The sequence below is a fragment of the Rhodoferax sp. genome (assembly GCF_044236835.1).
In the GTDB taxonomy this organism is placed as follows: Bacteria; Pseudomonadota; Gammaproteobacteria; order Burkholderiales; family Burkholderiaceae_C; genus Allorhodoferax.
Genome location: NZ_JBIIGC010000001.1, coordinates 130,482 through 156,785, shown reverse-complemented (window position 1 = coordinate 156,785; position 26,304 = coordinate 130,482). Strand labels below are relative to the sequence as shown.

At 59.2% G+C, this 26,304-nt stretch carries 24 protein-coding genes; 3 read left to right on the top strand and 21 right to left on the bottom strand.

The window, feature by feature from the left end; genetic code table 11:
- Window positions 1–50: 50 nt before the first annotated feature.
- The 18 genes from ACILRC_RS00685 to ACILRC_RS00600 form a co-directional block, all read right to left on the bottom strand.
- Window positions 51–758: a VacJ family lipoprotein gene (locus tag ACILRC_RS00685; RefSeq protein ID WP_395667400.1), complete on the bottom strand. Its 708-nt coding sequence runs from the start codon at window positions 756–758 to the stop codon at window positions 51–53.
- Window positions 755–1,234 (bottom strand): outer membrane lipid asymmetry maintenance protein MlaD, encoded by a 480-nt coding sequence (gene mlaD, locus ACILRC_RS00680; RefSeq protein WP_395667399.1) that lies wholly within the window; start codon window positions 1,232–1,234, stop codon window positions 755–757. Before mlaD ends, ACILRC_RS00685 begins: the two co-directional genes overlap by 4 nt.
- An 11-nt stretch (window positions 1,235–1,245) precedes the next feature.
- Window positions 1,246–2,028 carry a lipid asymmetry maintenance ABC transporter permease subunit MlaE gene (gene mlaE, locus ACILRC_RS00675; RefSeq protein ID WP_395667398.1) on the bottom strand — a complete coding sequence of 261 codons (783 nt, stop codon included), beginning with the start codon at window positions 2,026–2,028 and terminating at the stop codon, window positions 1,246–1,248.
- Window positions 2,025–2,864 carry an ABC transporter ATP-binding protein gene (locus tag ACILRC_RS00670; protein ID WP_395667397.1) on the bottom strand — a complete coding sequence of 280 codons (840 nt, stop codon included), beginning with the start codon at window positions 2,862–2,864 and terminating at the stop codon, window positions 2,025–2,027. The genes mlaE and ACILRC_RS00670 overlap by 4 nt, the downstream gene beginning before the upstream one ends.
- Before the next feature lie 56 nt (window positions 2,865–2,920).
- Window positions 2,921–4,387, bottom strand: a complete 1,467-nt coding sequence (locus ACILRC_RS00665) for a glutamate synthase subunit beta (protein WP_395667396.1) — start codon at window positions 4,385–4,387, stop codon at window positions 2,921–2,923.
- A 39-nt stretch (window positions 4,388–4,426) separates the two neighbouring features.
- Window positions 4,427–9,202, bottom strand: a complete 4,776-nt coding sequence (locus tag ACILRC_RS00660) for a glutamate synthase-related protein (protein ID WP_395667395.1) — start codon at window positions 9,200–9,202, stop codon at window positions 4,427–4,429.
- Between the two features lie 126 nt (window positions 9,203–9,328).
- Window positions 9,329–10,027 (bottom strand): transposase, encoded by a 699-nt coding sequence (locus ACILRC_RS00655; protein WP_395667394.1) that lies wholly within the window; start codon window positions 10,025–10,027, stop codon window positions 9,329–9,331.
- 42 nt (window positions 10,028–10,069) lie between these two features.
- Window positions 10,070–10,534 carry a hypothetical protein gene (locus tag ACILRC_RS00650; RefSeq protein WP_395667393.1) on the bottom strand — a complete coding sequence of 155 codons (465 nt, stop codon included), beginning with the start codon at window positions 10,532–10,534 and terminating at the stop codon, window positions 10,070–10,072.
- Window positions 10,535–10,562: 28 nt separating this feature from the next.
- Window positions 10,563–11,540, bottom strand: coding sequence for a class I SAM-dependent methyltransferase (locus ACILRC_RS00645; RefSeq protein WP_395667392.1), 978 nt, complete (start codon window positions 11,538–11,540; stop codon window positions 10,563–10,565).
- Window positions 11,495–12,082 carry a DUF1415 domain-containing protein gene (locus ACILRC_RS00640; RefSeq protein ID WP_395667391.1) on the bottom strand — a complete coding sequence of 196 codons (588 nt, stop codon included), beginning with the start codon at window positions 12,080–12,082 and terminating at the stop codon, window positions 11,495–11,497. Before ACILRC_RS00640 ends, ACILRC_RS00645 begins: the two co-directional genes overlap by 46 nt.
- A gap of 3 nt (window positions 12,083–12,085) precedes the next feature.
- Complete coding sequence (locus ACILRC_RS00635; RefSeq protein ID WP_395667571.1) at window positions 12,086–13,285, bottom strand: deoxyguanosinetriphosphate triphosphohydrolase; 1,200 nt, start codon at window positions 13,283–13,285, stop codon at window positions 12,086–12,088.
- Window positions 13,276–14,382, bottom strand: a complete 1,107-nt coding sequence (gene aroB, locus ACILRC_RS00630; RefSeq protein ID WP_395667390.1) for a 3-dehydroquinate synthase — start codon at window positions 14,380–14,382, stop codon at window positions 13,276–13,278. The genes ACILRC_RS00635 and aroB overlap by 10 nt, the downstream gene beginning before the upstream one ends.
- Before the next feature lie 67 nt (window positions 14,383–14,449).
- A complete protein-coding gene (locus tag ACILRC_RS00625; protein ID WP_395667570.1) occupies window positions 14,450–14,980 on the bottom strand; it encodes a shikimate kinase in 531 nt (176 codons plus the stop codon).
- Between the two features lie 43 nt (window positions 14,981–15,023).
- Complete coding sequence (gene pilQ / locus ACILRC_RS00620; RefSeq protein ID WP_395667389.1) at window positions 15,024–17,132, bottom strand: type IV pilus secretin PilQ; 2,109 nt, start codon at window positions 17,130–17,132, stop codon at window positions 15,024–15,026.
- On the bottom strand, window positions 17,129–17,671 hold the full coding sequence (locus ACILRC_RS00615; RefSeq protein ID WP_395667388.1) for a pilus assembly protein PilP: 543 nt from the start codon (window positions 17,669–17,671) through the stop codon (window positions 17,129–17,131). Before ACILRC_RS00615 ends, pilQ begins: the two co-directional genes overlap by 4 nt.
- Window positions 17,668–18,342, bottom strand: a complete 675-nt coding sequence (locus ACILRC_RS00610) for a type 4a pilus biogenesis protein PilO (RefSeq protein WP_395667387.1) — start codon at window positions 18,340–18,342, stop codon at window positions 17,668–17,670. The genes ACILRC_RS00615 and ACILRC_RS00610 overlap by 4 nt, the downstream gene beginning before the upstream one ends.
- A gap of 10 nt (window positions 18,343–18,352) precedes the next feature.
- Window positions 18,353–18,991, bottom strand: coding sequence for a PilN domain-containing protein (locus ACILRC_RS00605; RefSeq protein ID WP_395667386.1), 639 nt, complete (start codon window positions 18,989–18,991; stop codon window positions 18,353–18,355).
- Window positions 18,988–20,067 carry a pilus assembly protein PilM gene (locus tag ACILRC_RS00600; RefSeq protein WP_395667385.1) on the bottom strand — a complete coding sequence of 360 codons (1,080 nt, stop codon included), beginning with the start codon at window positions 20,065–20,067 and terminating at the stop codon, window positions 18,988–18,990. The genes ACILRC_RS00605 and ACILRC_RS00600 overlap by 4 nt, the downstream gene beginning before the upstream one ends.
- Window positions 20,068–20,334: 267 nt before the next feature.
- Between ACILRC_RS00600 and ACILRC_RS00595 the strand changes: the two genes are divergently transcribed.
- Window positions 20,335–22,716: a penicillin-binding protein 1A gene (locus ACILRC_RS00595; RefSeq protein ID WP_395667384.1), complete on the top strand. Its 2,382-nt coding sequence runs from the start codon at window positions 20,335–20,337 to the stop codon at window positions 22,714–22,716.
- Here the strand turns inward: ACILRC_RS00595 and cyaY are convergent, their stop codons facing one another.
- Window positions 22,717–23,046 carry an iron donor protein CyaY gene (gene cyaY / locus ACILRC_RS00590; RefSeq protein ID WP_395667383.1) on the bottom strand — a complete coding sequence of 110 codons (330 nt, stop codon included), beginning with the start codon at window positions 23,044–23,046 and terminating at the stop codon, window positions 22,717–22,719.
- Window positions 23,047–23,058: 12 nt separating this feature from the next.
- Between cyaY and ACILRC_RS00585 the strand changes: the two genes are divergently transcribed.
- Window positions 23,059–23,235 carry a lipoprotein gene (locus ACILRC_RS00585; RefSeq protein ID WP_395667382.1) on the top strand — a complete coding sequence of 59 codons (177 nt, stop codon included), beginning with the start codon at window positions 23,059–23,061 and terminating at the stop codon, window positions 23,233–23,235.
- Entirely contained in the window at window positions 23,232–24,530 is a 1,299-nt protein-coding gene (gene lysA / locus ACILRC_RS00580) for a diaminopimelate decarboxylase (protein ID WP_395667381.1), read from the top strand. The genes ACILRC_RS00585 and lysA overlap by 4 nt, the downstream gene beginning before the upstream one ends.
- A gap of 16 nt (window positions 24,531–24,546) precedes the next feature.
- On the opposite strand, the gene ACILRC_RS00575 is transcribed toward lysA, so the two are convergent.
- Both ACILRC_RS00575 and msrP read right to left on the bottom strand, forming a co-directional pair.
- Window positions 24,547–25,155, bottom strand: a complete 609-nt coding sequence (locus ACILRC_RS00575; protein ID WP_395667380.1) for a sulfite oxidase heme-binding subunit YedZ — start codon at window positions 25,153–25,155, stop codon at window positions 24,547–24,549.
- A gap of 20 nt (window positions 25,156–25,175) precedes the next feature.
- Window positions 25,176–26,180, bottom strand: coding sequence for a protein-methionine-sulfoxide reductase catalytic subunit MsrP (msrP, locus tag ACILRC_RS00570; RefSeq protein ID WP_395667379.1), 1,005 nt, complete (start codon window positions 26,178–26,180; stop codon window positions 25,176–25,178).
- Window positions 26,181–26,304: the final 124 nt, after the last annotated feature.

Genomic DNA, 26,304 nt, shown 5'->3' with positions numbered 1-26,304 from the left:
GCATTATGAAGGCTGGCCCGATTCCAGGACCGGGCGCGGGGCTTGGAGGGTCATGGTGCAGCGTCCTCCTCGGGCGGGTTACCGTCGTACTGATGGCTTCGCTGGCGCTGCAAATAGGCGTCCCGGGTGAATGTGTATTTGTCCAAGGCCGCGCCACCGAGCACCGAATCAGCACCCAGAAAACCCGCGCGGACATCCACCAACTTCACTACGGTCAAGCCCGTCGACAGCGGTGATTCGAGCTGGTTGATAGGGTCGGCGCTCCATTCCACCGGCAAGGCGGACACCTCACGCAAGGTGAAGGGACCCAACACAGGCAAGACGACATAAGGCCCTGGTGAAACGCCCCAACGCCCCAAGGTCAACCCAAAATCCGCTGTGTGGCGTTCGATGCCCGCCTCGGTGGCGATATCAATGACGCCGAACAAGCCAAAGCTGGAATTGAGCATCACCCGGCCTAGGTTGTCACCCATTTCCTCACCCCGCCCTTGCAACCCGTTGTTCACAACCGACCAAGCGTCTTGCAGGTTGTTGAAAAAGTTGCGTACGCCATTGCGAATCCATCTAGGGGCGACGTCCCGGTACGCCGTCGCTGCGGGCTTGAGCACAGCGCCGTCGACCGCCTCGTTGAAACCGAAGATGGCCCGGTTGACTGGCTCCAGCGGGTCACGCGCATCGCGCTGCAGGTTGGATGCGCAAGCCTGCAACAGCAGCATCGCCAATGCTGCAGCACCGAGTCGAAAAGTGCTGATTCTCATTTTTCTTTCTCTGCACTGGGACCGTCCGCCGCCTTGCTGTAGAGAAACTGGCTAATCAAGTTCTCCAAGACCACGGCCGATTGGGTGGACCCGATGGTGTCTCCAGCCGCCAAGTTGGCCGTGTCTGCACCCGCTTCGATACCGATGTACTGCTCACCAAGCAAACCCGAAGTCAGTATCTTCAGCGAGCTATCTTTCGGAAAGGCATACCGGGTATCCATGGAAATCGATACCCGTGCCTGGAAGGAGGAGTCGTCAAAGGCGATGGACTCGACCCGGCCGACCACCACACCACTGCTCTTGACTGCCGCCTTGGGTTTGAGGCCGCCGATGTTATCGAACTTGGCCGTCACCCGATAACCGCGGTCGAAGCTTAGCGTCAACAGGTTGGCCGACTGCAGCGCCAAAAAAAGGATGGCTGCACCGCCAATAAGCACAAACAAACCGACCCACACATCTTTGCTGGAGCGTTGCATTCTTTGGTCTCCTAAATACTAAACATCATGGCAGTCAGCACAAAATCGAGGCCAAGCACCGTCAGCGATGCCACCACTACAGTGCGCGTGGTGGCGCGTGCCACGCCCTCCGGTGTGGGCTGGGCCTCGTAGCCCTGCAACAGCGCGATAAAGCTCACAGCAAAGCCAAATACGATGCTTTTGAGCACGCCGTTACCCACGTCGGCCCACACGTCCACGCCGCCTTGCATTTGGCTCCAAAACGCGCCCGCGTCAATGCCTATCATCAGCACGCCCACCGCCCAGCCGCCCAAAATACCCACTGCGCTAAACACCGCCGCCAACAGCGGCATAGCGATGACTGCACCCCAGAAGCGCGGAGCCAGAATGCGTTGAATCGGGTCCACCGCCATCATTTCCATAGCGCTGAGCTGCTCACCCGCTTTCATCAGACCGATCTCTGCGGTCAGCGCCGTACCGGCCCGCCCCGCAAACAACAAGGCGGTGATCACCGGTCCCAGCTCGCGCACCAAGCTGAGCGCCACCAGCAGCCCCAATGCTTCCGACGAACCGTAGCGCTGCAGGGTGTAGTAACCCTGCAAGCCCAACACAAAACCAACAAAGGTGCCTGAGACCGCGATGATCGCCAGGGAGTAGTTGCCCATGAAGTGAACCTGGTCACGAAGCAATCCAGGGCGTTTGAGCGTCCCCCCCAACGTGGCCATCAGGCGCAAGAACAGACGCGCACCGAAGCCCAGACCGGCAAGCTGACGGCGCGCTGCCCACCCCAACTCTGAAGGATGCAGCCACTTCACGGATGAGCTCCAGCAGAAAAGTCTTGCTCGACCGTCGCAGCTGGGTAGTGGAAGCGCACCGGCCCTTCGGGCAAGGCGTTGACGAACTGGTGCACCAGTGCGTCCGGGCTCTCGCGCACGGCATCGGGAGTGCCCTGCGCAGCAACTTTTCCGTTAGCCAAGATGATCACGTGGTCGGCGATGTGAAATGTCTCGTTGAGATCATGGGACACGACCACACTGGTAAGGCCCATAGCGTCGTTAAGTTCGCGGATGAGGCGTGCAGCGGTCCCCAAAGAAATGGGATCCAAGCCGGCAAACGGCTCGTCGTACATCACCAGCTCAGGATCGAGCGCAATGGCGCGGGCCAGTGCGACGCGGCGCGCCATGCCACCTGATATCTCCGAGGGAAACAGGTCGCGCGCGCCGCGCAAACCCACAGCGTTGAGCTTCATCAGCACGACGTCGCGCACTAGGTCTGGCGCCAAGTTGGTGTGTTCGCGCAACGGAAAAGCCACGTTATCGAAAACGCTCAAATCGGTAAACAGCGCACCAAACTGGAAAAGCATGCCCATGCGTCGGCGGGCCCTGTACAAGGCATCGCCCTGCATGGGCCCGATGTCTTGGCTCGCGCCGCCCTGCTCTGCGTCATGGAGCAAAACACCCCCGCTTTGGGCGCGCACTTGGCCGCCGATGAGCCGTAAAACCGTGGTCTTGCCACCACCGGAGGCGCCCATCAATGCGGTGACTTTGCCGCGTGGCACACTGAAAGACACACCATCCAAAATGGCGCGCGCACCGTATCCAAAGTGAACTTGGCGAAACTCGACGAGTGGGGCTGGGTTGAGGGCTGCCATGAAGTGCAAAAGCCGGTGGGCACCCGGCTTTTGCATGATAAGTGAAAACCCGCAGTTCAACGGGGCAGCGTGCTGGTCCCCATCAAAAACTCGTCCACCGCGCGTGCGGCCTGCCGACCTTCGCGGATAGCCCAGACCACCAAGCTCTGTCCGCGGCGCATATCGCCAGCGGCAAACACCTTGGGCACGTTGGTGTTGTAGCCACCCACCGCCTCTGTAGAGGCTTTGGCGTTGCCCCGAGCGTCCTTATCGACCCCAAAGCTGTCCAGCACGGAAGCCACGGGGTTGACGAAGCCCATGGCCAGCAAGACCAAGTCGGCCTTCAAGACCTTTTCAGAACCGGCCACTTCGACCATCTTGCCGTCCCTCCACTCGACGTGCACAGTTTTCAGGCCAGTCAGCTTGCCTTTCTCACCGATGAATTCCTTGGTCGAGATGGCAAACACACGCTCGCAGCCCTCCTCGTGGCTGGAGCTGGTACGCAATTTAAGCGGCCAGTAGGGCCAGGTCATGGGGCGGTTTTCTTCAGCCGGTGGTTCGGGCATCACCTCGAACTGGGTGACGCTGGCAGCGCCATGGCGGTTGCTGGTGCCCACGCAATCGGAGCCGGTGTCGCCGCCACCGATCACGATGACGTGCTTGCCGTCTGCACGCAACTGGCCCTTGAGCTTGTCGCCCGCGTTGACCTTGTTTTGCTGGGGCAAAAACTCCATGGCGAAATGGATCCCGTCGAGATCGCGCCCCGGCACGGGCAGATCGCGCGACTGCTCGGCGCCGCCCGTTAGCAACACGGCATCAAAGTCTTGCTGTAGCTTCGCGGCCGAAATGGTTTCCTTGGCCCAGTTGGTGACCTTGCTGTCTTTGGGCATCGCGCCCACCAGCACGCCAGTGCGGATGGTCACGCCCTCAGCGACGAGCTGCTCCACCCGGCGATCAATGTGGGACTTTTCCATCTTGAAGTCAGGAATGCCATAACGCAACAAGCCACCGACCCGGTCATTCTTCTCGAACAGGGTCACATCGTGGCCCACGCGCGCGAGCTGCTGCGCTGCGGCCAAACCAGCCGGGCCCGAGCCCACAACCGCCACCTTTTTCCCGGTTTTTTGCTTGGGCTGCTGGGGCGTCACCCAGCCTTCGGCCCAGGCGCGGTCGATGATGGCGTGCTCGATCGACTTGATGCCCACCGCATCGTCGTTCACGTTCAGGGTGCACGCAGCCTCGCACGGTGCAGGGCAGATGCGCCCGGTAAACTCGGGGAAGTTGTTGGTGCTGTGCAGTGTCTCGATGGCGGCCTTCCAGTCACCACGGAACACCAGGTCGTTGAAGTCAGGAATGATGTTATTGACAGGGCAGCCGTTGTTGCAAAACGGCGTTCCGCAGTCCATACAACGTGCCGACTGGGTCTTGGCCTGCACGTCGTCCAGACCCACCACAAACTCTTTGTAGTCTCTCAGGCGCTCTGCCACCGGTTTGTAGCCCTCTTCCACGCGGGCAAACTCCATGAATCCCGTCACTTTTCCCATGGTCCGTGTCCTCAATCGTTAGTTCGTTGTGCGCAGCATTTACTTTGCTGGTGTGGCCTCTTTGGCAGCAGCCTTCTTGGTCTGAGCACCGGTCGCAGCCGATGCGGCCTTACGCAACTGCATCTCGCCCAAAGCGCGCTTGTACTCGCTGGGAAAGACCTTGACAAACTTGGTGCGCGAAGCGGCCCAGTCGTCGAGCAGTTCACGGGCACGCTTGCTGCCGGTCCAGCGGTTGTGGTCTTCCAACAGCTTCCTGAGTTGCGCCTCATCACTCTCGCCACGGTGCCATACAGCCTTGTTTTCTGCCGCCTCCTGTTCTGCAGATGCCAACACCTTGTCCAAGCTGACCATGGACGTGTTGCAACGCTTGGCAAACTGGCCATCCTCGTCGTACACGTAGGCCATACCGCCGCTCATGCCTGCCGCGAAGTTACGCCCAGTCTTGCCCAAAACCACGACCGTGCCACCGGTCATGTATTCGCAACCGTGGTCGCCGGTACCCTCCACCACTGCAGTTGCACCCGAAAGACGCACAGCAAAGCGCTCGCCGGCCACTCCGCTAAAGAAGGCCTCGCCTGAGGTGGCACCGTACATCACGGTGTTGCCCACAATGGTGTTGGCCGTGGCCGCGCCACGAAAGTCAATGCTGGGGCGCACCACTACGCGACCACCGGACAGTCCCTTGCCGGTGTAATCGTTGGCGTCTCCAATCAAGTACAAGGTGATGCCCTTGGCCAGGAACGCGCCAAACGATTGCCCGCCTGTGCCTTCAAGCTGGATGCGGATGGAATCGTCGGGCAAGCCCTGCGGATGGACTTTGGTCACTGCGCCCGAAAGCATGGCCCCCACCGAGCGATTGACGTTGCGCGCCACCTCCATGAACTGCACCCGCTCGCCCCTGTCGATGGCTTGGCGGCTCTTGGCGATCAACACGTTGTCGAGTGCCTTTTCCAGACCATGCTCTTGCTCCAGCGTCTGAAAGCGCGGAACGTCGGCGGGCACATTGGGCTGAGCGAACAAACGGCTGAAGTCGAGCCCGCTGGCCTTCCAGTGCTCAATGCCTTTGCGCATGTCCAACAGGTCGGCGCGACCGATCAAATCATCAAACTTTCGAACGCCAAGCTGGGCCATGATCTGGCGCACCTCCTCGGCAATGAAAAAGAAATAGTTCACCACATGCTCAGGCTTGCCAGAGAACTTGGCACGCAGCACCGGGTCTTGCGTGGCCACACCTACCGGGCAGGTGTTGAGGTGGCACTTGCGCATCATGATGCAACCCTCTACCACCAGAGGCGCGGTGGCAAAACCGAACTCATCGGCCCCTAGGAGCGCGCCAATTGCCACGTCGCGGCCGGTTTTCATTTGGCCGTCGGCCTGCACCCGAATTCGGCTGCGCAGGCGGTTGAGGACCAGGGTTTGCTGGGTTTCTGCCAGACCAATTTCCCACGGACTGCCGCAGTGTTTGATCGACGACCAAGGCGAGGCCCCGGTACCGCCGTCATGGCCGGCGATGACCACATGGTCGGCTTTGCACTTAGCAACCCCTGCGGCAATCGTGCCGACGCCGATTTCGGACACCAGCTTGACGCTGATGCCGGAGTGCGGCGCAACGTTCTTGAGATCGTGAATCAGTTGTGCCAAGTCTTCAATCGAGTAAATGTCGTGGTGCGGCGGTGGCGAAATCAGGCCCACACCAGGCACCGAGTAGCGCAACCGGCCGATGTACTCCGACACCTTGCCACCGGGCAACTGGCCGCCCTCGCCGGGCTTGGCACCCTGGGCCATCTTGATTTGAATCTGGTCGGCACTGGAGAGATATTCGGCTGTCACACCAAAGCGGCCTGAGGCCACCTGTTTGATACGCGATCGCAGGGAGTCGCCAGCCTGCAGGGGCAAGTCAACCTCGACCACGTCGTCTCCGATGATGCTTTTGAGCGAGTCACCCTGTTTGATCGGAATGCCCTTGAGCTCCTGGCGGTAGCGCGCCGGATCTTCGCCGCCTTCACCGGTGTTGCTCTTGCCGCCGATGCGGTTCATGGCCACAGCCAGCGTGGCGTGGGCTTCGGTGGAGATAGAGCCCAGCGACATCGCGCCCGTGGCAAAGCGCTTAACGATCTCTTTGGCCGGCTCAACTTCGTCAACCGAGATCGCTTTAGACGGATCGATCTTGAACTCAAAGAGGCCGCGCAGTGTGAGGTGGCGCTTACTCTGGTCGTTGATGATCTGGGCGTACTCCTTATAGGTGTTCCAGTTGTTGGCGCGGGTGGAATGCTGCAGCTTGGCGATGGCGTCGGGCGTCCACATGTGATCTTCGCCACGCACGCGCCACGCATATTCACCGCCGGTTTCCAGCGCGTTGGCCAGCACCGGGTTGTCGCCGAATGCCGCCTTGTGCATGCGGATGGACTCTTCGGCGATTTCGAACACACCAATGCCTTCGACCCGGCTGGGCGTGCCAGTGAAGTACTGCTGCACCGTGACGCTCGACAGTCCAATGGCCTCAAACAGCTGCGCACCGCAGTAGCTCATATAGGTGCTCACGCCCATTTTGGACATGATCTTGGAGAGCCCCTTGCCGATGGCTTTGATGTAGTTGTAAATGGCCTTCTCTGCACTGAGATCACCGGCCAAGTCTTTGTGCATGTGCGACAGGGTTTCCATTGCCAAGTACGGGTGCACGGCCTCCGCACCATAGCCAGCTAATACCGCAAAATGGTGTACTTCGCGGGCGGTGCCGGTCTCGACCACCAAGCCTGCGGTGGTACGCAGTCCCGCTTTCACCAAGTGCTGGTGCACGGCGGACAGGGCCAGCAAGGCAGGAATGGCCACTTGCTCGGCAGTGATGCCACGGTCGCTGATGATCAAGATGTTGTTGCCGCTGCGAATCGCATCCACCGCTTCGGCACACAAGGACGCCAGCTTGGCCTCCACGCCCTCGCGGCCCCAGGCCAGTGGATAGGTGATGTCAAGCGTGTAGCTGCGAAACTTGCCTTGGGTATGCGCTTCGATGTTGCGCAACTTGGCCATGTCGGCAAAGTCCAGCACTGGTTGCGTCACTTCCAAACGCATTGGTGGATTGACTTGGTTGATGTCCAACAGGTTGGGCTTGGGTCCGATGAAGGACACCAGGGACATCACGATGGCTTCGCGGATGGGATCGATCGGCGGGTTGGTGACTTGCGCAAACAGCTGCTTGAAATAGTTGTACAGCGGCTTGTCTTTGTTGGACAGCACCGCTAAGGGGCTGTCATTGCCCATGGAGCCCACGGCCTCCTCCCCCGCTGTGGCCATGGGAGCAATCAGGAACTTGATGTCCTCTTGGGTGAAGCCAAAGGCCTGCTGGCGGTCGAGCAGCGCCACCTTGTCGGTGAATCTCTTAGGCGCAACATCTGCCACCGAGTCGCGGTGCACGGGAGCGCTTCGGCGATCGGCAAAGTTCACGTCGTCAAGCTTGATGCGCAGATTCTCAATCCATTGCTTGTATGGCTTGCTATGGGCGAGGTTGGCCTTAAGCTCCTCGTCATCGATCATGCGGCCCTGTTCAAGGTCGATCAGGAACATCTTGCCGGGCTGCAGGCGCCATTTGCGCACGATCTTGTTCTCGGGCACCGGCAGCACGCCCGACTCCGAGCCCATGATGACCAGGTCGTCGTCGGTGATGCAGTAGCGTGAGGGACGCAGACCATTGCGGTCCAAAGTGGCGCCGATTTGCCTACCGTCGGTAAACACGATGGATGCAGGGCCATCCCAGGGTTCCATCATGGCGGCGTGGTACTCGTAAAACGCCTTGCGACGCGGGTCCATCGTGTTGTGCTGCTCCCACGGCTCTGGGATCATCATCATCACCGCCTGACTGATCGGGTAACCGGCCATGGTCAGCAGCTCCAGGCAGTTGTCGAAAGTCGCCGTGTCAGACTGGTCCGCAAAGCTGATGGGGTAAAGCTTGTGCAGATCGGCGCCGAGCACCGGCGAAGACATCACGCCTTCGCGCGCCTTCATCCAGTTGTAATTGCCCTTGACAGTGTTGATCTCTCCGTTGTGCGCCACATAGCGGTACGGGTGGGCCAGCGGCCACTCCGGGAACGTGTTGGTCGAGAAACGCTGGTGCACCAGCCCGAGCGCAGACACGCTGCGCTCGTCTTCCAGGTCTTTGAAGTACACGCCCACTTGGTCCGCCAGCAGCAACCCCTTGTACACCACCGTGCGGCTCGACATGCTGGGAACGTAGTACTCCTTGCTGTGCTTGAGCCGCAGGTTCTGGATGGCCGCGCTGGCGGTTTTCCGAATGACATAGAGCTTGCGCTCCAGTGCATCTTGCACGATCACGTCATTGCCACGCCCGATGAACACCTGGCGCAAAACCGGCTCCTTGGCACGCACCGTGGGCGACATGGGCATGTCGCGGTTGACCGGCACATCGCGCCAGCCCAACAAAACTTGACCCTCGGCCTTGATCGCGCGCTCCATTTCTTGCTCGCAGGCCAAACGTGAGGCGTGTTCTTTCGGCAGAAAAATCATGCCCACTCCGTACTCGCCAAGGGGAGGCAAGGTCACCCCTTGCGCTTGCATCTCCTGCCGGTACAGCGCATCGGGCAGCTGTAGAAGTATTCCCGCCCCATCTCCCATCAGCTTGTCGGCACCGACCGCGCCACGGTGATCCAGGTTCTCCAGAATTTTGAGCGCGCTCTTGACGATCGCGTGGCTTTTTTCACCCCGGATATGCGCCACAAAACCAACGCCACAGGCATCGTGCTCGCGCTCAGATGAATACAGACCATGGTCTTGGAGATGTTTTACTTCTGCAGCGGTCGCCATGGCGCACTCCTAGTGAGTTTTTTTGGATCAAGCAGGATACTGCAATGCAACAAAAGTACCAAGAGAAATAAATGGGGTCAGACCCCAATTTAGCCACAGCCAAACCGGTACTTGAAAAAAATGGGGTCAGATTGATTCAGGCGCGTGCGCTGGCCGACCTGGCGCAGCTTTACGCAGGCGACGGGCCGTTAGCCTTTGCAGACCATCGATGAAATCCGGCTCTCCAAGGGCCCAGCCGCGGTTGACACTGGCGGCCAACGCATGGATCTGGGAGGTATCCACGCCCTCTTGCAGCAGCCGGGCATACGCCGCCTCGCGGGCAAACGGCGTGTTGCCTAGACTCCAGTACTGTGGCAACGGAGTGATGGATTTGTCCATCTTTGCACCACAATAGTGCGGACTGCTAGACCAAGGGTGGGGCTGCTCCAGTGTGGCCAAACCGGCTCGCACCGGATGCAGGTCCATGAATACCATCGCTGCCAGTCCAAAGCGCTCAGGTTGGAGTACGGTGGACTTGTAGCGGCCCTCCCACAGTGCACCAGAGCGGTGATGACGGTCATTGAAGTAGCGTGCGTACCGGCGGCCCAGGACCTGCATCATCAAGGGCAGCGATGTTGCCTCGGGCGGTGTCAGCAGCAGGTGAAAGTGGTCTGGCAACAGGACGTAGGCATGCAGTTCCACACTTAACTGGCCGGCCGCGTCTCGCATCGCATCGCGCAGGGCCTCGAAGTCGGAAGGGTCGGCACACATGCGCTGCCGGTTGTTGCCTCGGTGCAGCACATGATGCAGATGACCGGCAAGCGCCAGGCGGGGAAGACGGGCCATTGCCGATCCAAGGGGCCCCGTGGTCGGTCCACGGGTAGCGACCTACTTGGGTGCCTTGTTCACGCGGACCTTGCCACCGGTGGTCACCAAAATCACTGCATCGCCTGGCTCAAACTTCTCGGACCCCTTGGCCTGCACCACCGCACGGCGCTCGCCGCCCTTGAGTTGAAGCAGGATCTCTAGCGCGTCTTCGCGGGTTACCGCCCGCTCGATCGCATTGCCGGCAGCCGCTCCGGCCACGCCAGCCAGTACGCCCAGCACCTGGGACTCACGCTGCACGCTGCTGCCACCAAAGCCACCGATCGCTCCCACCACGCCGCCCACCGTTGCACCGACGCCAGATTGGCTTCCGTCCACAGTCACGGCACGCACGGATAGCACCACCGCGTCCTCCACCACCGCCAGGCGCTGCGCGTCGCCTCGCTTGACCACATCAGGGCTGCTGCTCGCGCACGCGGTCACCACGGCTGCCACCGCCAACAAAAACAGGCTTTTCACCATTTGCATATCCCAATCCCTTTTTAAAGATACTGATTCATCTCGCAGCGCCCAGCATGGGCGTTTGCGAAGCGTGCAGATTGTGGTTTATCCATGTAAAGCGTGTGTCAAGCAGGGACTCAATTCCGAACTCTTCGAGAATTTGTACCAGCCTCTGCGCCGGGGCCTGTTTGCGTTGGCCGGTGTAGCGCGCGAGGATCAACTCATTTTTCATGCTGTGCTCCCAGCCCACCAGCTCAGTGACAGTGACTTGGTAGCCACAGGCCTCCAGATACAGGCAGCGCAACACATTGGTGATCTGGCTGCCCAGCTCACGAGCGTGCAGCGGATGGCGCCACAACTCAGCCAAAGGGGTCCGGCGCAAGGAAGTGGCCTTGCCCAGGTTCAGGTGGCGGGCCACCTCCGCCTGGCAGCACGGCACTAACACCATCACACGTGCACACTTTTCCAACCCAAAGCGAATCGCATCATCGGTGGCAGTGTCGCAGGCGTGCAAGGCGGTAACCACGTCGATTGCAGGCGGCAAGGCGGCAGATGCCAGTGAGTCCACCACGCTCTGGTTCAAAAACACCATCCGGTCATAGCCCAAACGTTTGGCCAAGGTGCGCGATGCTTCCACCAACTCCGAGCGCGCTTCTATGCCGTAGATCACGCCCTGCGGGAGTTGCTTGAAAATCAAGTCATAAAGAATGAAGCCCAGGTACGACTTGCCTGCACCATGGTCTGCCAGGTGCAAGCCTGCTCCTACTTGCAGGGGCAAGGCTGCAATGGCCTTTTCAATGAATCCAATGAGGTGAAACACCTGTTTGAGTTTGCGCCGGGAGTCTTGGTTGAGCTTGCCTTCACGGGTGAGGATGTGTAGTTCCTTGAGCAGTTCAAGTGACTGCCCCGGGCGCAGGGGCAGATCGGGTGCATGTGACGGCTGGGACGTGGGCCGCGCTTGTGACTTGCGTTGCGCGTGGTGGTTGCTCACTGCGGTGGCTCCTCGGTCAGTCCCACACCAAGCGCAACCCATCCAGCCGCGCCCAGCGCCTGGAGCGTTTCCATGTTCTTTTGGTAGATGGCTTCGGCCTGGGGGTAAGCGGCCACCGCACGGTCCATGCTGTCCTCTCGCAGAAGGTGCAGCATCGGATACGGCGCGCGGTTGGTGCAATTGGTGATGTCATCGGGCTCAGTACTCGCAAACTGGAATTCGGGATGGAAGGTGGCAATCTGCAGCACACCGACTTGGCCCAAGCGTGCGAGCAAGCGCTCTGCTTGCCCAAAAAATGCATTGAACTCCATGAAATCAGGGTATTGCAGGGGCAATATCCAAAGCGTGGTGTCGCGCACCAGAGCTTGAGCTTCCACTAAGCCACTGATCTCCTTGCGTAGTTCGTCCAAGAGCTCTGGCGCGGTGTGCGAGCGCGCAATCGCGTAGTGGATTTGCTTTTTGTTGTGCACCGCCTTGGCAAATGGACAGAGATTGAGCCCGATGACAGCGCGCTCCAGCCAACGCACGGTCGCAGCAAGTACAGCGGCGTCTGCGGGCGCAGCGGTAGTGGCAGATATATCCATGCGTTACACCAGCACCTGCTGACCAGTGAGCCGAGCGTGCTCCCGGGAGGCAAAGCGGTCGGTCATGCCGGCGATGTAGTCTGCAACCACCCGCTGCATTCCAACATGCGAGGCGCCCCCGACCCCGCGGCTGCGCCGCGCCCCCCCCCCTTGCATCTCGTGCGGCGCGTCGACGTACATCACAAACAAGTCACACACGACCGCTTTGGCGATGTCCATGGTCTTCTCGACGCGGGGATGCCGGTACAACTGGCGAAACAGAAACTGCTTGAGTAGCACACAGTCCTCTTGCATAGCTGGACTGCACACCAGTAGCGGCGGACCCGCACGGACATCACTAGCAGATTGCGGCGCATGTTGCGCAATAGCAGCCTGGGTGGATGCGATGACGTCATCCACCTGCGCGCTGAGCATCCTGCGTACCGTCTCGTAGAGAAGCCGCCGCCGCTGGTGTGCTTGACCAAGCGCAGGGTGGGCGCGCAACGCGGCCTCCTGGTGGGTTTGCCACACTGGTAGCGCCTGCAGTTGCTCCAACCCGATCAGCCCTGAGCGCACCCCATCGTCAATATCGTGCGCGTTGTAGGCCAACTGGTCGGCCAGGTTGCACAACTGCGCCTCCAGACTGGGCTGGCGGTGCTCCAGAAACCGCCGGCCCACGCCGCCTAAGGCATCGGGATAGGGCGGCTCGGACGCCTCCAGCGCAAGGGCTTGGGAGCGGGCACAGTGCTTCAGTATCCCCTCGCGCGCCTCAAACGTAAGGTTCAAGCCGTCGTAGGCGCCGTAGCGCTCCTCCAACTCATCTACGACTCGAAGGCTTTGCAAGTTGTGCTCAAAGCCGCCGTAGGCAGCCATGCAGTTGTTGAGCGCCTCTTGGCCGGCGTGGCCAAACGGCGTGTGCCCCAAGTCGTGCGCCAGTGCAATGGCCTCGACCAGGTCTTCGTTGAGTCGAAGAGCGCGGGCGATGGAGCGGGCCAGTTGTGCCACCTCAAGCGAGTGAGTCATCCGGGTGCGAAACAGGTCGCCCTCGTGGTTGAGAAACACCTGTGTCTTGTAGCCCAAACGCCGAAACGCGGTGGAGTGCACGATACGGTCGCGGTCACGCTGGTAGTCGCTGCGCGTCGACGTTGGGTCCTCGGGAAAACGGCGACCACGGGTCCGGTCGGGCCAGCAGGCGTAAGGAGCCAGCAACGCGCTCACTGGCAGCACGCATCCACTACGCGACGCACCAGTGCATCGGGCGCTTCCCGCAGTGCAGCGCACCCGACACCGTCAATCACCACAAAACGTATTGCGCCAGCTTGGGACTTCTTGTCCTGGCGCATCAATTGCAAGTAACGCCCAGCGTTGTCATTTTCGTCAAGCACAGGGCCGACCACTGGAAGACCGGCACGTTCAATTAGCGTGCGCAAGCGCTGAACGAAAGCTCCATCCACCAATCCCAAATCCTGCGACAGGCGCGCCGCCATCACCATTCCACAGCCCACAGCCTCGCCATGCAGCCACTGCCCATAGCCCAAGCCTGCCTCAATGGCATGGCCGAAGGTATGCCCAAAATTGAGGATGGCGCGCAAGCCCGACTCGCGCTCGTCTTGCCCAACGACCCATGCCTTGATCTCGCAGCTTCGGCGCACCGCATGCGAAAGCGCTTGGGGCTCTAGATCGACCAGTTGTGGAATATTCAGCTCGAGCCAGCCCATAAATTCCATGTCTGCAATAGGTCCGTACTTAATGATCTCAGCCAAGCCAGCACTCACTTCCCGTGCGGGTAGGCTTGCCAAGGTAGCAAGATCACACACCACCAGCGCAGGCTGATGAAACGCGCCAACCATGTTCTTGCCAAGAGGATGGTTGATGCCGGTTTTGCCACCCACCGATGAATCCACCTGCGCCAAGAGCGTGGTGGGCACCTGCACAAACGGCACGCCGCGCATGTAGCAGGCCGCTGCAAACCCCGTCATGTCACCCACTACCCCGCCACCCAGGGCAAAGAGCACTGTCTGTCGGTCACAGGCCTGTTCCAACAATGCGTCAAAGATCAGGTTCAGGCTATTCCAAGTTTTGAACGCTTCGCCGTCGGGCAGCACCACGATATGCACGTGACGGTAATAGGTCAGCAAGACGCGCTGCAAGCGCTGCGCGTACAGCGGCGCCACAGTAGTGTTGGTCACTAGCACCGCCGCCGCTGCTCGCGGCAAGTCACCCCACACCTCAGCTTGCTCCATCAGGCCAAAGCCGATGTGGATCGGATAACTGCGCTCACCCAGCGCAATCGGAACGGTGCATGGCAAAGCAGATGTCATACGAGGAGTTTAGGGGCTTTTGTAGCTGCCCCGCCTGAACTCCAACGATGGGCGAGCGGCGTCAACCCTATGCAGCGGGCTGGGGGTACAAGCCTGCAAGTTCGAGCTGCATGACCAGCATGTTCACCAAAGACGGTACCTGGGGCCGACCGGTTTCCAGCACAAAGTGGGCAATCTCCCGGTACAAGGGGTCTCTCTCCTCGAAAAGCGCGCGCAGCCGCGCCAAGGGGTCTGCAACTTGCAGCAGAGGGCGCATGGTGTCGTGCCGCAGGCGGCGATAGAGCTCATCCGGCGTGGATTTGAGATAGATCACCTGGGAGCGCTCGCGCAGACGCAGGCGGCTGAGCTCGCGCAATACTGCACCGCCACCGGTGGAGACAATGGTTCCACGTCGCTGCGTGAGGTTGTCGATCACCTGTTCCTCGATGTCTCTGAACCTCGACTCGCCTTCGCGTTCAAAAAACTCACGAACAGTGCAGCCCAGACGTTCTTCGATGGCGTGGTCTGAGTCCACGAAACGCATGTGCAGTTTGCGCGCTAGCTGCCGACCGACCGTGGTCTTGCCGCATCCTGGAAGACCCACGAGGCTCAAAACCAAGGGTACCGCCACAAGTTCATCCGAATCGATAACCACCGGGCCTCTACCTGCCAAAGCCTCGGTCCGAGAGCATTTTTGGAGTGATGAAAACGAGCATCTCGCGTTTGGCGGTGGACTTGGAACGATTGCGAAACAAAACGCCCAGGCCGGGTATGTCGCCAAAAAACGGGACCTTGGCTTCGTTCTCCTGCTGCTCTTCGGTAAAGATGCCACCGATTACCACGGTGCCACCGTTCTCGACGAGGACCTGGGTTTGTATGTGCTTGGTATCAATAGCGAATCCTGCCGGCGTGAGCGTGCCTACTGTGTCTTTGGTTACATCCAGCGCCAAGATGATGTTGCCCTCGGGGGTGATCTGGGGTGTCACCTCCAGCTTGAGGTTGGCCTTACGAAACGCAATGGACGTGGCACCGCTTGCTGACGCCACCTGGTAGGGCAATTCAGTGCCCTGCTCAATGAGCGCCTTCACTTGGTCGGCCGTGACCACACGGGGACTGGAAACTACCTTGCCCTTGCCGTCGGCTTCGAGAGCCGATATCTCCAGATTAAGAATCTGGTCGGTACCGGCACCAAAAATCGACAGCGCGAATGCCGCAGGTGTATTGACACCATTGGCGCCAGTGGACGGCAGGTTCACAAAGTTATTCAGATTCAAGTTCGGCGTGGTCGCGCCGCTGGTGCTGGGCGATCCATACAAATTGACGCCAATGCCTGAGCCCGTCGACTGCCGCGGCCCACCGCCACCGAGCTTGACACCCAAGGATTTACCAAAGCTGTCGGTGGCTTCAACGATGCGAGCCTCAATCAGCACCTGCCGCACGGGAATATCCACCTTGGCAATGAGCTGCTGCACCTGTTCTAGCTTGCTTGGGATGTCAGTCACAAAAAGCTGGTTCGTTCGCGCCTCAGCAATGACACTACCGCGCGCACTCAAAATGCGGGCGCCCGCGCCAGCCGACCCGCCGCCCGAGCCCATGGCAGACAACTGAGTTGCCACGTCTGTGGCTTTGGCGTAATTCATCTGGAATGACTGCGTCTTGAGTGGCTCCAGGCTCTGAACTGCCGCCTGGGATTCCAACTCGATCTTCTCTTTATTCGCAATTTCGTCTTTGGGTGCTACCCAAATCACATTGCCACTCTTGCGCATTCCGAGACCTTTGGCCTGCAAGATGATGTCCAGCGCCTGGTCCCAGGGTACGTCCTGCAGTCGCAAGGTGACGGCACCGGAAACAGAGTCAGATGTGACGATGTTGAAGTTGGTGAAGTCGGCGATCACCTGCAAGAGCGAACGCACCTCGATATTCTGAAAATTCAGGGACAACTTCTGCCCATTGAAGCCCACGCCCTGGGTCAGCTTTCTTGGGTCGACTTTGAGTTCCTTGACTTCAATGACGAACTGTTCATCACTTTGGTAGGCACTATGTTCCCACTGACCGCTGGGTTCAATTACCATGCGCACCCGGTCTCCAGACTGTTGCGTCGTCACAGTTTTGACGGGGGTTCCAAAGTCCGTAACGTCCAAACGCCTGCGCAAGCCTTCGGGAAGGGTTGACTTCATAAACTCGACCACTAGCGCCTGGCCCTGCTGGCGGATGTCCACTCCCACCAGGTTGTTTGCAAGTGTGACCACAACCCGCCCGGACCCATCGGGGAGTCGACGGAAGTCCACGTCCTTTAGGGGGGCAGTCTCTCTGCTGAGGTTTTCAGCAAAATGGGGGCCTGCGCCGCCGACCACCATGCCGGTGGAAGTGCTCTCTAGAAAGACCAGCAAAGACTTATCCCGGATTTCCGCCTTATAGGCCGCTGGCTTACGCAGATTCAGCACCAAGCGGGTGCGGTCACCGGCTTGCACCACGCTGATTGACCGCAAATTGCCTTGGTTGACTTCAATTGTGGAGCGGCCCAGAGCATTGGACACGCCAGGGAAATCGAGGGCAATTCTGGCGGGTGCCTGAATTGAGAAGCCGGCCGGGACCGCATCAAGGGCTTTCGTCAATTCCACCCGCACCACTTCAGAGCCACCCTGCACCGTTCCGGTTACGGACTCAATTGCATTTTGTGCGTACGCAGAGGGGCCTACAACGCACAGCATCGCAACAAAAACGATGTGCATCCAACGGGTCGCTTGCCATTGCTCGAGTCGATTGGTCATTGTTGTCTCTCCTGGAGTTGGAGGCTTACGATGCGTTCGACCCACTCACCCCCCGCATCTTGCACGATTTCCCTCAGGGTTACTTCTGTCTCTGAGATCTTCGTTACCTTGCCAAAGTTTTGTCCCAAGTAGTTGCCGGGCCGCACTTGGTACAGCAAGTTGTCCACCTTGACCAATGCGACTGGCCGGCCAGCTTTGGAAATGCTACCCACTAAGGTCATCGCATCCAGGGAAAATGCCTCCAATGGTTCGCGGCGGCGTTTGAGTTCAGGCGCAACCAAGGCACCGTTGGAAGCGGCTTGTGACGAGTCGCGCATCAACGCTTGGGTCAATTTCTGGCTGCTAAACGGCTCCACCACAGAAGCGTTTTGGTATGGCTCTGGAACGAACTGCTTGGGTGCTGGCAAGGGCTGTACCTTGGGTTGGGTCTGGTTGCGTTCAGACACCAACCACTGACGTATGTCGTCGTCCCGAGATTCCCCACATCCAGTCAGCAGAACTCCGACAGCCCATACACACGAAAAGTGCCAGAGTTTCATTTCTTGGGTACCTTGGCACCAGTCGCCTTGCGTTGCGCAGCGACCTCATCACTATCAAGGTAGCGGAACGTTTTTGCCGTTGCTTCCAGCACCAGGGTACCGTCAGGCTTGGGTGAAATTGCAAGGTTATTCAGTGTGACGATCCGGGACAGGTGAGCGATATCCGACGCGAATGCGCCTATGTCATGGTAGCGGCCGCTGACTTTGATGGCGATAGGAAGCTCAGCGTAGTACTCCTTGACTGCGACCTGTCCAGGCCTGAAAACATCAAACTGCAGGCTGCGCCCCAGCCCGGCCTGGTTGATGTCCGACAGCAGCGCATCCATCTCTGCCTTGCTGGGGAGTTGTTTCTCCAGCTGGGTTACATACTGCTGCACTTGCTCACGTTGCTTTTTCAAGACCTCTAGGTTGACCGCTTTGTTGAGCTTGAGCTTGTAATCCCGCCGCAAGTTGGCCTCCTGCGCCTGCGCAGCTTCAAGCCCATGCTGGGTTGAACTCAACCAGACAAACCAAAGCAAAATCATGACTGCGATGGTGGTCAACACAAAAAGACCTGCCCTAGGGACTGGTGGCCAGCCAGACGGATCCTTGGGATCCAGACCAGCAAGCTGACTTTGCAGCCGACTACGCAAGAGCGAGAAGTCAATGGACGCTTTTAGCATGCTCGCCATGTCAAGGACCTCACTGCTTGGCCGGGGGCTGGACCAGCTTCGTGGCTTCTGAAGCTTGACTGACCACCGTCGCCCCCTTTTCGGCGTCGGTTGCTCGCACCAGTCCTACACGAATGACGAAATTCGACACGCGCTTTGGCTCTCTGGAGGCCACGCTGACCGAACCGGCAACAATTTCCACGAGCTCAGGCTTGGCAAACCATGGGGTGTTATTGGCAAGGTTTCGGAGCAGCTCGGACACCCGTTCATTGGACTGCGCAGTACCATTGATGGTCACCGACTGCCCTGCCTGCAACATTTTGGAGATGAACACCCCGTCAGGCAGCTGATTCACCAATTCGGTGAGCAGGTGCACCGGTAAATTGCGATCTGACTGAAGGTCCTCCACGGCTTGCTGCCTCGCGCGCAGCGCCGCGATCTCAGCCTCAAGCCCCTCAATGTCCTTGATTTCCGCCTCCAATTTGCGGATTTCCGTCTGCAAGGTTTGGTTGGTCGCCAGTTGGGTGGATTCCGTGTGCTGGAACCACAAATACATCGCACTGGAAATGACAACACCCAACAGCGCCGACAAGCCGAGCGAGAAGTTAAAGACATCGCGTCTGCGCTTTCTTGCAGCCTCCCGATGGGGAAGCAGATTGATCAGAATCAAAGCGCAAACCTCCGCAGCGCCAAGCCACAGGACGTGAGATACGAAGGTGCTTCGCGCGTCATCTTCTTGAGGCGCACGCCGTCTCCGATAACCATGCCGTCAAAGGGATTCAACAAACTGCATGGAAAAGACACTTGCAACGTGACCGCTGAAGTCAAGCCAGGCAGCGCCGCCGAGCCTCCAGCGACTAGGATGTGATCCACCCTGTTGTAAGGAGTGCTGGTAAAGAAGAACTGCAGTGCGCGCCCAAGCTCTTGTGCCAGCGAGTCCATAAAGGGCTTGAGCACCATGGTCGCATAGTCAGGTGGCAGATCGCCACTCCGCTTTTTGGACTCGGCCTCGTCCCCGGAAAACCCATATTGCCGGACGATCAGCTGCGTCAGTTGCGTGCCGCCGAAGGCTTGATCGCGATCGTAGAGCACCTCTTTATCGCGCAACACCTGCATACTGGTGGTAACTGAACCGATCTCAAACAGCACCACGATCAAGCCCTCGCCACGGTTGGGCAGGTGCTCTATCAAGCGGCTGGCAGCTAAGCGGGATGCATATGACTCCACGTCAACCACCACCAGCGTCAGCCCGGCTGCCTCTGCCAATCCTTGGATGTCCTGCACCTTCTCACGCCGCGAGGCGGCGATCAGGACTTCGACGTCACCTGCTGATGTAGCGCTGGGCCCAATGACGCAAAAGTCCAGGCTGACTTCTTCCAGCGGAAAGGGGATGTACTGGTTGGCTTCCAACTCTACCTGCTGCTCCAACTCCAAGTCACTCATTCCACCGGGAAGAATGATCTTCTTGGTGATCACCGCCGAGGGTGGTAGCGCCATGGCGACCTGCCGCGTGCGGGCACCCGTTTTTTTTACCAGCCGCCGGATGGCGTCAGCCACCTCGTCAAACTTTTCGACATTGCCGTCAACCATCCAGCCCCGCTCGAGCGGCTCAATCCCGCAACGCTCGAGCACCAGACCGCCTGCTTTGTCCCGACCCAGTTCCACCAGCTTCACACTGGAAGAACTGATATCAACGCCCAGCAAGGGCGCTGGCTGACGACTGAACAAATACCCCAATGAGATCAAAAAAATCCCCTGAAACGAACCGGCACCAAGCCAGCCACACCATGAAACTCGGCGGAATGCTATCAGCATGCCTATGGCCGGGCAAAAGATTCTTTGCCACCGTGGACAAAGGTCACGTTGTCAAAAGCACACGCTTCGCTGACCATAGTCCCACTGCCGCAGGCGCCAAAAAATGTTCACGCTCGATTCGGCGCAACAATGGGGTCTGAAACAGATGCCGTCTAGGGCGACCGTTTTTATACTTTCGATGTCCAGACGCCAGACGCCATGTCCCAGAACCCACAATTAACTCCGAGCCCAAGTACCGCATCCCCGACTCCTAGACCAAAGGTGCATTGGCTTATCACCGGTTCGCTGTGGTTGCTTGGCTTGGCGGCAGCGGGGGCACTTTCGGTATTGATGATTGTTGGTATCGCGTTGGCGGTGGCCTATCCCAATCTACCAGACATCTCGGACCTGTCCGACTACCGTCCCAAACTGCCCCTGCGCATCTTCTCCATCGAAGGCGAGTTGCTTGGTGAGTTTGGTGAGGAGCGGCGCAATCTGACGCCGATTGCTGAAATTCCCAAGGTGATGACCCACGCCGTTTTGGCGATCGAAGACGCGCGTTTTTTTGAGCACGGCGGTGTCGATTACGTAGGCATGCTGCGGGCTGCTCTTGCCAATGTGAGCCGGGCCAAAAGTCAGGGGGCCTCCACCATCACGATGCAAGTAGCGCGCAACGTTTACTTGTCCTCTGAAAAAACTTTCACTCGAAAAATCTATGAGGTGTTGCTCACCTTCAAGCTCGAGCATCTGCTTAGCAAAGACCAGATCCTAGAGATCTACATGAACCAGATTTTTCTGGGCAACAGGGCCTACGGGTTCGCGGCCGCAGCGGAAACCTACTTTGGTAAACCACTCAAGAACGTGTCCATTGCGGAGGCCGCCATGCTGGCGGGCTTGCCCAAAGCTCCCTCGGCTTATAACCCCATCAGCAACCCCAAGCGGGCACGATCGCGCCAGCTCTACATCATCGAGCGCATGCTCGAAAACGGCTTCATTACCGCCGAACAGGCGCAAAGCGCCAAGACTGAGCAGCTGAACATAAAAAGTGGGCCAGATACCAGCAAGGTGCATGCGGAGTACATCGCGGAAATGGTGCGACAACTGGTGTTCACTCAGTACGGCGACGAAACCTACACCCGTGGGCTCAACGTACAAACCACCATTCGTGCTGCCGAGCAGACCGCAGCGTACCGGGCCCTTCGTGCAGGCATCATGGACTTCGAACGTCGCCAGGTGTACCGAGGGCCCGAAAAGTTCATTGCGCTCGATGGCGGCGCCCAACCCACGGACGAAGCCATTGACGAGGCACTGGAAGACCACCCAGACAATGGCGACATCATGTCCGCCGTCGTGTTGAGCGCAAGCCCGAAGAAGATCGTCGCGGTGCGCCAAAACAGCGAGAGGCTCGAAATTGTCGGCGAGGGCCTCAAACCGGCCCAGTCCGGACTGTCTGATAAAGCGCCACCTACTACCAAGATCCGTGTGGGCGCCGTGATCCGTGTCACCAAGTCCAGCAAAGGGACTTGGGAGATTACTCAATTGCCTGAAGTTGAAGGTGCCTTCGTCGCGATGGACCCCCGCGATGGCTCCATCCGTGCTCTGGTGGGAGGTTTTGACTTTACAAAGAACAAGTTCAACCATGTCACCCAGGCATGGCGCCAGCCGGGATCAAGCTTCAAGCCGTTCATCTACTCGGCTGCACTGGAGAAAGGCTTCTCACCGGCGACGGTGGTTAACGACGCGCCGCTATTCTTTGGAAGCGGGGTAACAGGCGGGCAACCGTGGGAGCCAAAAAACTACGACGGCACCTTTGAAGGCCCTATGACTTTGCGCCGAGGCCTGGCCAAGTCGAAAAACATGGTGTCGATTCAAGTGCTCAACTCCATCGGCCCGCAGTACGCACAAGACTGGATCGTCCGCTTCGGTTTTGAAGCGGAGAAGCACCCCCCTTACCTGACAATGGCGCTCGGCGCCGGATCGGTCACCCCCTTGCAAATGGCCAGCGCTTACGCGGTGTTTGCTAATGGAGGCTTCCACGTCAACCCGTGGCTGGTAACCAAAATCAGTGAGCAACGTGGCAAGGCGCTGCTGGAAACCAAGCCGCCCGTGCTGGACGAGGCCCAACGCGCTATTGAACCGCGCAACGCCTTCGTAATGAGCAGTTTGCTGCAGGAGGTGACCCGATCAGGCACTGCAGCCCGTGCGCAAAGCACGCTCAAACGGCACGACTTGTACGGAAAAACCGGGACGACCAACGACTCCATGGATGCTTGGTTTGCTGGCTACCAGCCCACCATCGCAGCGGTTACCTGGATCGGCTATGACAACCCGCGCAAACTAGGCGATCGCGAGACTGGTGGCGGGTTAAGCCTACCGGTGTGGATCCAATTCATGGAAACAGCCTTGAAAAACGTTCCCGTTTCCGAGCTTGCGGTGCCCGAAGGTGTGGTGCAAATAGGCAATGAGTGGTACTACGACGAATTCACCAAAGGTACCGGGGTCTCCAATCTGACGCTGGTGGACGGAGCCGAGCCCAATCCCAACCAAGTGCCTCCTCCCTCCGAAGAAAAGCGACGCATCTTGGACTTGTTTAGCAATTAGTCAGGCGAAAAACAACAAGGGACTACCGGCCTGTAGAGATGCGTGGTGGCTTAGCGCAGAGAAAAACTCACCCCCACCTTTGGTGTCTTGCCACGCGCCTTCAACACAGCGGTAGTGGTAGCCGCCCAGCTTCGTGGCCATCCAGACCTCGTGCAGCGGCTTTTGCAGATTGATCACGATCTGGCTACCGTTATCGAACACCAGAGTCACCATGCCGCCCACACGCTGGTTGTCGACGTCCACCGCCGACCCGTCGTTGATGCGGTCACAGCAAACTTCCACCGCCCGCAATAGGGCTTCAGCACGTTCTTGGAACTCTAAGTCGGTCATTACAATTTCGCCATGTTGAAACCAACTTTGATTCTAGTCAGCGTAGGACTTGCATCCGCGGCCGTACTGGCTTTGGTCGGGTGTGGCCAAACCGGTCCCCTGTACTTGCCAGAACGCCCGACCATGGCTGCGGCGCTGGACCACTCACCTACAAGCCCCGAGCGCCACGCAGCGCTGTCTTCGCCATGAACCTGCCCGGCCACCCCCAGTTAGCCTACGTCGACAACCTGTTGTGCGTTGAAGGCCACGCCCTAGACGACTTGGCCAACCAGCATGGAACACCTCTGTTCGTGTACTCCAAAGCGTCGATGCTGGCAGCGCTTGCGGCCTACCAAAGAGGCTTTGTGGGGCGCCATGTACAAATCTGCTATGCCATGAAGGCCAACCCCTCACTCGGCGTTTTGCAGGTGTTTGCGAAAGCGGGGTGTGGCTTCGACATCGTCTCAGGCGGCGAACTTGCCCGGGCACTGGCAGCCGGCGCGGCGCCCGAAAAGATCATTTTTTCAGGCGTAGGCAAAACGCGCATGGAGATGCAACGCGCACTCGAGGTCGGCATTGGCTGCTTCAATGTCGAGAGCGAGGCCGAAATCGAGGTGCTCAATTCTGTGGCCCTGTCCTTGGGCAAGCGTGCACCGATCAGCATCCGGGTCAATCCCAATGTGGACCCCAAGACCCACCCCTACATTTCAACCGGCCTGAAGGGCAACAAATTTGGCATCGCGCACGACCGCACCTTGGCCACCTACCAACGCGCCCACGCACTGGCGGGGTTAGAAATCGTGGGCATTGACTGCCACATCGGCTCCCAGATTACGGAAGAAGCGCCGTACCTAGAGACGGTTGATCGCATGCTGGAGCTGGTCGAATCTATTGAACTGGCCGGGATTGCCATTGAGCACCTCGATTTCGGCGGTGGGCTGGGGATCAACTACAACGGAGACTCGCCGCCGGCAGCCGAGACCTTGTGGAGCAAGATGCTGCAACGGCTTGATGCGCGAGGCTTTGGACAGCGCAAGCTCATGATCGAACCAGGCCGATCGCTGGTCGGCAACGCCGGTGTGTGCGTGACCGAAGTGCTGTACCTCAAACCAGGCGAGCAGAAGAACTTTTGCATCGTAGACGCCGCCATGAACGACCTGCCCCGTCCTGCTATGTACCAGGCGTTCCACACCATCATCCCCACCGCCAGACACCAGCACGCCGAGGCCAGTCAGGTGTACGACGTCGTGGGCCCGGTTTGCGAAAGCGGTGACTGGATCGGGCGAGAGCGGCGCCTACTGGTACGCCCCGGAGAGCGGCTTGCGGTGCTGTCGGCTGGTGCTTATTGCATGAGCATGGCCAGCAACTACAACGCCCGACCACGTGCCGCCGAATTGCTGCTCGACAGCGAGCACTGTCATGTAATTCGCCGCCGCGAAACCATAGACGACCAACTGCGCTGCGAAGCTTTGGTGGACGAAACCACGGCCGCGGCCCCAAGGTAATCTACCGGAACGCGATCTAGGCGTCGCCGCGATTTCTCAAGGCGCGGTGTACGCGCCAGCCCAGCAGAGAGGCAAGGATCGCGGCGTACAGGGCCACCTCAGCAAAATCATTCTTGCCCGCACGCATCCAAAAAAAGTGCAATACCGCTAGCAGCGCCACTGCGTAGACCAGGCGATGCAGCATCTGCCAGCGCTTGGCACCCAACCAGCGAATGGCGCGGTGAAACGACGTCGATGCCAGCAGAGTTAAGAGCACCACAGCGCTGAAACCCACCAGAATGAAGGGACGTTTCAGGATGTCCGTGGCGACGTCTTGCAACACGAGACCCATGTCCAGCCACGCATAGGCCAACAGGTGAAGCACCGCGTAAAAGTACACAAAAAGTCCCGCCATGCGCCGAAAACGCGCCAGCGCCGGTAGCCCCAAGACCACGCGCAATGGCGTGATGGCCAGCACGACGCACAGTGCCCGCAAAGCCCAATCGCCGGTGGACCGCACCAATGCTTCGGCGGGGTTGGCCCCCAGCTGATCGGTCAGTGCGGCCACCACCAACCACACCATAGGCAGCAGTGACAGGCCAAACCACAGCGGTTTGGACCAGCCGCTTTGCAACCAGCGCTTCATGGGTACACGCAAAGAACGATTCAATAGAATTTTTTGAGGTCCATGCCTGCATACAACTGGCCCACCTGCGCCTCATAACCATTGAACATCAGGGTCGGGCGCTTCTTGGTAAACAGCCCATCCTCGCCGATTCGCCGCTCGGTGGCCTGACTCCACCTTGGGTGGTCTACTGTGGGGTTGACGTTGGAATAGAACCCATATTCGTTGGCGGCTGCCCTGTTCCAGGCAGTTGCCGGCTGCTTTTCGGTGAAGCGGATCTTGACGATGCTTTTCCCGCTTTTGAAACCATACTTCCATGGCACCACCAAGCGAATTGGCGCGCCATTTTGGTTGGGCAAAACTTCACCATACATGCCAAACGCGAGCATGGTCAGCGGGTGCATCGCTTCGTCCATGCGCAGACCTTCCACGTAAGGCCAATCCAAAACCCGCGAGCCGACAAAAGGCATGGTCTTGGGATCCGCCAGCGTAATGAACTCCACGTACTTGGCGCTGCCCAAAGGCTGCACCCGCTTGATCAATTCGGCCATCGAGTAGCCGATCCACGGAATCACCATGGACCAGCCCTCCACACAGCGTAGGCGGTACACGCGCTCTTCCTGCGCACTGAGTTTGAGCAAGTCCTCCAGTTGCAATGTGCCCGGTCGGCTAACCAGTCCCTCAACTTCCACCGACCATGGCTTGGTCTTCAGGGTGTGCGCGTTGCGGGCGGGGTCGGCCTTGTCGGTACCAAACTCATAAAAGTTGTTGTAGCTGCTGGCATCCTTGTACAGCGTTGCCTTCTCGGTCGTATTGGCGCCAGCCACCTTGGACATCTGCGCAGGCAATGCCGCCAACTTTCCCGGTCGCACGCCCCAGCTCGCTTGGGCCAGCGCCTGGCGCGAAGCCCAGGTCGCCATGCTCAGGCCTGCAACGCCGGTGGCCATCTGTTTCAAGATGTCCCTGCGTCGCGCGTACACCGCGGGGTCGGTGATTTCGCTGGACAGAATGGAGGGAAGGCCGAGGCGTTGCGGGTTGTGGGGCATGGTGTGGTCCTGGTTAAGGCAGTGGTCGGCTGGCAGCCCAGCTTCTTACACACATCTTCACACAGGCGCATGCTGCGTGCCAGCGCGGGGCCAAACCATAAAAAAAGCGAGGTAGCAGATGCCA